We start from the raw sequence: 7,098 nt of genomic DNA, 5'->3' as shown, positions 1-7,098 counted from the left end.
TGCAGGGGGGACCCTGTGGGAGAGTAGGACGCCGCCGAACAATCATTGTGGGAAAGCCCCGCACCTTCTGGTGCGGGGCTTTTCTGCGTTCACGGGCATTTACGGGCGTTTACGGGCCGGCTCGCGCCCATTTTCGAAGCGGGTCGGGAGCACGTCGGGATCGCCGAGGTGGTGCACCCGGGGCCGCGGTGTGGACGTGTTCGACCTGAACCGCGGAGAGGGGCGGGCCAGGGGCGGGCTGGGGATTTTCCGATGTTCGTCCGTTCACCAGCATCCGGTTGCCGGGGAGCCGAGCTGACGGCTCGTAGGGTGGGGGTATGGGCTACGACCTCGTCATCTTCGACAACGACGGCGTGCTGGTGGACAGTGAGCCGCTCGCCAACAGTGTTCTCGCCGAGTACCTGACCGAGCTGGGGCACCCGACCACGTACGAGGAGTCGCTCCGCGACTACATGGGCGCGGCCGTGCACCGGATCCACGATCTCGTCCAGGAGCGGACCGGGGAGCGGCTGCCCGAGGACTTCGACCGGACCCTGATCGCGCGCACCTCCGCCGCCTTCGAGCGGGAGCTGAAGCCGGTCGCCGGCATCGAGGACGTGCTCGGGGCACTGACCGCCAGTGGGGTCGGGTACTGCCTGGCGTCGTCCGGGAGCCACGAGCGGATCCGGGTCGGGCACCTGGCGGCCGGGCTCGACGGGTGGTTCGAGGAAGAGTGGATCTTCAGCTCGGACGATGTGGGCGAGGGCAAGCCGTCTCCGGAGTTGTTCCTGCACGCCGCCCGGCAGATGGGGGTGGAGCCAACGCGGTGTGTCGTCATCGAGGACAGTCCGCGGGGGATCGAGGCCGCGCGCGCGGCGGGGATGGACGTGTACGCGTACACCGCCATGCTTCCCGCCGATCAGCTGCCGGGGGCGACCGGGTACTTCGGGGACATGATGCAGCTCCCGGTGCTGCTGCAACTGCCTGTGTGATCTCTCTACCCACGAGTAGCCGCGGGGCCTACGCTGTGCCGCCATGACGGCAATGGCAGATGTGCGGCTGCGGCGTGGGCGCGGCGCGCTGGGGTTCGGCTTCTTCGCACAGGGGGTCACCTTCGCGCTGCTCGTGACGCGGATCCCGGCCATCCAGGACCAGTACGGGATATCCGACGGGCTGCTGCCGGCGTTCCTGGCCGCCGTGCCGATCCTGGCGGGCGCGTCGAGCGTCGCCACCGAGCACCTCGTGAAGCGGGTCGCGCCCAGCGTGGTGCTGCGGTGGGCGCAGCCGCTGGTGTTGCTGGCGTTGCTGGGGGTCGGGGCCGGCAGCGAGATGTGGCACGTGGCGGTGGCGCTGGGGGCGTTCGGCCTGTCCGTGGGCGCGCTGGACGCCTCCATGAACATGCTCGGGGTGAGCCTCCAGCGGCAGTACGGGCGCAGCATCATGCTCGGCTTCCACGCCGCGTACAGCCTGGGCGGGATCGTCGGGGCGTCGGCCGCCTGGGCGGGGGCGCACTGGCACCTGGGGCTGTTCGTGAGCTACCTGCCGGCCGTGGTGCTGCTCGTGCCGCTCACGTTGGTGGGGAGCCGGTCGTACGTGGACCAGGGGGATCCTGCGGTTGGCGGGGCGGGCGAGAAGGGGGCCGGGGGCGGGGCGTTCAAGCTGCTGCTGCCGCTGTGCCTGGTGATGGCGTGCGCGTACATCGGGGACTCGACGGTCGCGAACTGGAGTGCCAAGTACCTCCAGGACGTGCTGGGGAGTTCGGAGCAGCTGGCCACCGTCCCCTACAACGTCTACATGGTGACCACGCTCCTCGGGCGGGCCGTCGGGGACCTGGGGGTGCGCAGGTTCGGGGCCGTGGCCGTCGTGCGGTGCGGGACGGTGGTGGCCGCCGGCGGGTTCGCGGTCGTGGCGGTGGCGCCGGGGGCGTGGGTGGGGATGCTCGGCTTCACGCTGCTGGGGATCGGGTTGTGCGTGATCGTGCCGCAGACCTTCGCCGCCGCCGGGAGGCTGTTCCCCGGGGCGGCTTCCGACACGGCGATCGCCCGACTGAACATCTTCAACTACGTGGGGTTCCTGATCGGGTCGCCGCTCGTCGGCGGGATTGGGGACGCCTGGAGCTACCGGGGCGCGATGCTCGTGCCGATGGTGTTGGTCCTGATCACGCTGTTCCAAGCCCGCTCGTTCGGAGCGGTGGAGGCCCGATACCGTGTCGGGCATGAGCGGGCGCGGGTTGTTGATGTGGGACGAGGCGGTAACGAAGTATGACTTCGGGCCCAGCCATCCGATGGATCCGGTGCGCCTGGCCCTGACCATGGGGCTGGTGCGCGCCTTCGGGCTGGACCGTGCGATGGAGGTACGGGCGGCCCGCGCGGCCGGGGACTCGACGCTGCGGCTCGTGCACCGGGAGGACTACGTCGCCGCGGTGCGCGAGGTGTCTGCGGACCCGGGCGTCGCGGACGGGTCGTACGGGCTGGGGACCGTGGACGATCCCGCCTTCCACGGGATGCACGAGGCGTCCGCGCTGATCGCCGGGCAGTCCGTGGCGGGCGCGGAGGCGATCTGGCGGGGCGAGGCCGAGCACGCCGTGAACTTCGCGGGCGGGCTGCACCACGCCATGCCGGGCGGGGCCGCCGGTTTCTGCGTCTACAACGACGCGTCGCTGGCCATCGCGCGACTGCTGGAGCTGGGGGCCGAGCGGGTCGCGTACGTGGACGTGGACGTCCACCACGGTGACGGGGTGCAGGCGGCCTTCTGGGACGACCCGCGCGTGCTGACCGTCTCGATGCACGAGCACCCGCGGACCCTGTTCCCGCAGACCGGCTGGCCGGAGGAGACGGGCGGCGAAGGGGCGGAGGGGAGCGCCGTGAACGTCGCGCTGCCCGCCGGGACCGGTGACGAGGGGTGGCTGCGGGCCTTCCACGCGGTCGCGCCGGAGCTGCTGGCGGACTTCCGGCCCCAGGTGCTGGTGACGCAGCACGGGGCCGACACGCACTTCGAGGACCCGCTCGCGCACCTCGCGGTGTCCCTGGACGCCCAGCGGGCCGTGCAGGAGGCGTGCCACGCCCTGGCGCACGAGTACGCGGACGGGCGGTGGCTGGCCCTGGGCGGCGGCGGGTACGCGGTGGTGGACGTCGTACCGCGGTCGTGGACGCACCTGGTGGGGATCGCCGCGCACCGGCCGGTGGATCCGGAGGCGGCCGTGCCGGCCTCCTGGAAGGACGAGGTGTACGCGCGGACGCGGCAGTTGGCGCCGGCGCGGATGACGGACGGTCGGGTGCCCGAGTGGCGTGAATGGGAGGCCGGTTACGACCCGGCGGACCGTACGGATCAGGCCGTTCTCGCCACGCGGCGGGCGGTGTTCCCGCTGCGCGGGATGCTGACCTGACGGCAGTTGGGGCACAGGTGATGCATCGTTACGCCAACTGTGGGGCCGTTACGCGGAATTGATGATCCGACAGGTGCGTGCGGGGCAGCATCGGAGGGTGTTGAGCACCGGCGCGCTGCGTGCGCATCTGCTGGCCGCCCGGTTGGCCGGGCCCGTCGCCACCTCCCGGGAGGAGAGCCTGCGCAGCTACCGGCTGTTCGCGGCGCGTGATCCGCGGGTGCTGCTGGGGCTGGATCCGGAGTGGGGCTGGGGCGAGCGCGACCTGCTGCGGCTGATGGCGGACAAGTGCGGGGTCTCGGCGGACCCGGCGCACGTCAGCGGCCCGGACGTGATCGATCCGGAGCGCACGATGGCCGCGCTGGACGCGTTCGCGGAGCGGCTGCGGGCGGTGGCCGGGCCCGGGGCGCCCGTGTTGTTCGGGACGGGTCATCCTCACCGTCTCCTGGGGTTCTACGCCTGTTTGGCCGAGGCGATGTCGGCGGCGGGATGTGTTGTCCTCACCCCGGCGCAGGGGGCGAGTGTCGACGTCGCGTCCCGGTTCGGCGTACGCACGTACCGCCTCGATTACGTACGGGGGGTCGCACTGGTGCGGGAACCCGGCGTGCGGTCGTCGGGGAGTGCGACCGGCGCGCACACGCATTCGCCGCTGCCGGTTCGGATCGCCCTGGGGGCCCTCGCGGAGGCCGGCGGGCCGCTGCCGGAGCTGGTGGTGGGCGATCACGGGTGGGTCTGCGGCGCAGGTCAGCTCGGTGTGGAGGCGATCGGGCTGGCCGACACGGATGATCCCGCGCTGTTCGTGGGGGAAGCCGAGGGGCGGGTGTCGGTGGCCGTTCCGCTTGATGACGCGGTGCGTGCGGACTACTACCGACCGCTTACTCGCTATGTGCTCAATCGGGCCGGTCTGCCGGTTTGGCAGGAGTGGCCGTAGCTCCTCTTCCCCACTCGTCACGCCCGCCCCTACTCTGGGGAGTGAGCGTGCGACGACGAGGAGTAACCGGAGGGGAAGCCGGTGCCCGTCATGCGCGGAAGGTCAAAGGTGTGTCATGGCTGCTGGCGAGAGGCCTCTCAGTGAGGTTCAGTTCCTGACCGTGGCGGAGGTCGCCTCGGTGATGCGAGTGTCGAAGATGACCGTGTACCGGCTGGTGCACAACGGTCATCTGCCCGCGATCCGGGTGGGCCGGTCCTTCCGGGTCCCCGAGAACGCGGTCCACGAGTACCTCCGAGAGTCCTATGTGGGGGTGGAGTCGGCCTGAGACTGACGGCCGCGGATGCCCTCGTAACTCCTGGGAAGCACTCGGATTACGGGCTCAGAGCTCGGGCGGGTAGGCTAGGCCGACGTAGGTCGTGTGGGCCCAGACGCCCCGCACCAGTGAAGAAGAAGTGAGCGAGGGTAGTCGTGGGCTCTGTTATCAAGAAGCGGCGCAAGCGGATGGCGAAGAAGAAGCACCGCAAGCTGCTCAAGCGCACCCGCGTCCAGCGCCGTAACAAGAAGTAAACGGCAGCTGTACGTGTTCTCCGCAGCCCCTCCACCATTCTGGTGGGGGGGCTGCGGTGCAGCCGGGGACGGGTGTTCCGATCTAGGGAGGCGCTGAGCTCGTGGGGAAGGTCGTGCTCGTCACCGGGGCTGCCCGGCAGCTGGGGGGCCGCTTCGTGCGCCGCATCCAGCGTGACCCGGAGGTCGAGCGGGTGATCGCCGTGGACGCGGTGGTGCCGCCGCACCGGCTGGGATCGGCCGAGTTCGTCCGTACGGACATCAGACAGTCGGCGATCGCCCGCGTGCTGGCCGAGCACGCCGTGGACACCGTGGTGCACCTCGCGGTCACCGGCGGCGCCGGGGGCAGCGGTGGCGGACACAGCGCCGTCAAGGAAACGAACGTCATCGGGACGATGCAGCTCCTCGGGGCCTGCCAGAAGTCCCCGACGGTGCGGCGGCTCGTGGTGAAGTCCAGTACGAGCGTCTACGGGGGCACCTCCCGCGATCCGGCCGTCTTCACCGAGACCACGCAGCCCAAGTCGCTGCCGGCGGGCGGTTTCGCCAAGGACGCCACCGAGGTCGAGGGGTACGTACGGGGCTTCGCGCGCAGGCGGCCGGACGTCGCGGTGTGCGTGCTGCGGTTCGCGAACATCCTGGGGCCGTTCGCGGACTCGGCGCTCGCCGAGTACTTCTCGATGCCGGTGATGCCGACCGTGCTCGGCTACGACCCGCGGCTCCAGTTCGTCCACGAGGACGACGTGCTCGACGTGCTGCGGCTGGCCGCGCAGGAGCCCCGGCGTGGCACGCTGAACAGTGGGACCTTCAACATCGCGGGCGACGGCGTGCTGCTGCTGTCGCAGTGCTCGCGGCGGCTCGGGCGGCCGACGCTGCCGCTGCTGCTGCCCGCGGTGACGTGGGCCGGGCAGGCGCTGCGGGCGGTCGGGGTCACCGACTTCTCGCCGGAGCAGATCAGGCTCCTCACCCACGGCCGGGTCGTGGAGACCGCGCAGATGCGGGACGTGCTCGGCTTCGAGCCGATGTACACGACCGCGGAGACCTTCGCGGACTTCGCGCGCAGCCGGGGCGGCGGGCTGCTGCCGCCGGAGCGGGTCGGCCGCGCCGTGGACCGGGTGGCGGCCATGCTGGATGCAGACCTCGAAGCGGTTGAAGGAGCGAAGCGATAGTGGCGGACGCCAAGGTCATCCCGTTCGACGAGGACCGGCCGCGCCGGCGGACCCCGGGCCGGCGGGTCCGTGCGGTGCCCGAGCCCGAGGTGGTCCAGGTGCCCGAGCCGGCCGCTGCCGCCGAGGCGCCGGCCGGGGACGGCTGGGACAAGCGGATCGCCGGGGGACTGGCGTTCCTGCGGCGCCGGATCACCGGTGACTACGAGGTCGACGAGTTCGGCTACGACAAGGAGCTGACGGACCAGGTCCTGATGTCCATGCTCCGGCCGCTGTACGACAAGTACTTCCGGGTCGAGGTCAAGGGCGTCGAGAACATCCCGAAGGAGGGTGGTGCGCTGATCGTGGCGAACCACTCGGGCACCCTGCCGCTGGACGGGCTGATGATGCAGGTGGCAGTCCACGACCGCCACCCGGCGCAGCGGCACCTGCGGCTGTTGGCGGCGGACCTGGTGTTCATGCTGCCGGTGGTGAACGAGCTGGCGCGGAAGGCCGGGCACACCCTGGCGTGCGCGGAGGACGCGCAGCGGCTGCTGGAGGCCGGGGAACTGGTCGGGGTCATGCCGGAGGGCTTCAAGGGGATAGGGAAGCCGTTCGGGGAGCGGTACAAGCTCCAGCGGTTCGGGCGCGGCGGGTTCGTGTCGACGGCGCTGCGGGCGGGCACGCCGATCGTGCCGTGCTCGATCGTGGGGGCGGAGGAGATCTACCCGATGGTCGGCAACGCGAAGACGCTGGCGCGGCTGTTGGGGATTCCGTACTTCCCGATCACTCCCACGTTCCCCTGGCTGGGGCCGCTGGGGGCGGTGCCGTTGCCTACGAAGTGGACGATCCAGTTCGGCGAGCCGATCGAGACGGCCGGGTATGCCGCGGAAGCCGCTGATGATCCGATGCTGATGTTCAATCTGACGGATCAGGTGCGGGAGCAGATTCAGCACACGCTGTACAAGTTGCTCGTGCAGCGGCGTTCTGTGTTCTTCTGACCGTTGAGTGGGGGGGGGGGGGGCCCGGCCCCCCCCCCCCCCCACCCCCGCGGCCGGGGGGGGGGCGGGGGGGCCCCCCGCCAACCACACCGAGGGCAA

The 7,098-nt window shown here is 71.1% G+C and carries 8 protein-coding genes; all 8 read left to right on the top strand.

What is annotated here, in order from left to right; all coding sequences use genetic code 11:
- Positions 1 to 317: 317 nt before the first annotated feature.
- The 8 genes from ACFYYJ_RS19575 to ACFYYJ_RS19540 all read left to right on the top strand — a co-directional run bounded on the left by ACFYYJ_RS19575 (position 318) and on the right by ACFYYJ_RS19540 (position 6,999).
- Positions 318 to 971 (top strand): HAD family hydrolase, encoded by a 654-nt coding sequence (locus tag ACFYYJ_RS19575; RefSeq protein WP_385131443.1) that lies wholly within the window; start codon positions 318 to 320, stop codon positions 969 to 971.
- A gap of 52 nt (positions 972 to 1,023) precedes the next feature.
- The gene (locus ACFYYJ_RS19570) at positions 1,024 to 2,244 is read left to right on the top strand and encodes an MFS transporter (protein WP_385131500.1); all 1,221 of its coding nucleotides are present in this window, start codon (positions 1,024 to 1,026) and stop codon (positions 2,242 to 2,244) included.
- On the top strand, positions 2,195 to 3,364 hold the full coding sequence (locus ACFYYJ_RS19565) for an acetoin utilization protein AcuC (RefSeq protein ID WP_389133988.1): 1,170 nt from the start codon (positions 2,195 to 2,197) through the stop codon (positions 3,362 to 3,364). The genes ACFYYJ_RS19570 and ACFYYJ_RS19565 overlap by 50 nt, the downstream gene beginning before the upstream one ends.
- A 97-nt stretch (positions 3,365 to 3,461) precedes the next feature.
- On the top strand, positions 3,462 to 4,292 hold the full coding sequence (locus ACFYYJ_RS19560; protein WP_385366294.1) for a phosphatase: 831 nt from the start codon (positions 3,462 to 3,464) through the stop codon (positions 4,290 to 4,292).
- Positions 4,293 to 4,407: 115 nt separating this feature from the next.
- A complete protein-coding gene (locus ACFYYJ_RS19555; RefSeq protein WP_008738568.1) occupies positions 4,408 to 4,617 on the top strand; it encodes a helix-turn-helix domain-containing protein in 210 nt (69 codons plus the stop codon).
- Between the two features lie 143 nt (positions 4,618 to 4,760).
- Complete coding sequence (locus ACFYYJ_RS19550; protein WP_003948845.1) at positions 4,761 to 4,859, top strand: 30S ribosomal protein bS22; 99 nt, start codon at positions 4,761 to 4,763, stop codon at positions 4,857 to 4,859.
- Positions 4,860 to 4,960: 101 nt separating this feature from the next.
- The gene (locus tag ACFYYJ_RS19545; RefSeq protein WP_384750751.1) at positions 4,961 to 6,022 is read left to right on the top strand and encodes an NAD-dependent epimerase/dehydratase family protein; all 1,062 of its coding nucleotides are present in this window, start codon (positions 4,961 to 4,963) and stop codon (positions 6,020 to 6,022) included.
- Entirely contained in the window at positions 6,022 to 6,999 is a 978-nt protein-coding gene (locus tag ACFYYJ_RS19540; protein ID WP_389133983.1) for a lysophospholipid acyltransferase family protein, read from the top strand. Before ACFYYJ_RS19545 ends, ACFYYJ_RS19540 begins: the two co-directional genes overlap by 1 nt.
- Positions 7,000 to 7,098 lie beyond the last annotated feature (99 nt).

It is taken from the genome of Streptomyces sp. NPDC002467, from assembly GCF_042889825.1.
GTDB lineage: Bacteria > Actinomycetota > Actinomycetes > Streptomycetales > Streptomycetaceae > Streptomyces.
Note: the sequence above shows the minus strand (reverse complement) of the source record. Positions and strands in the feature narration are given on the sequence as shown.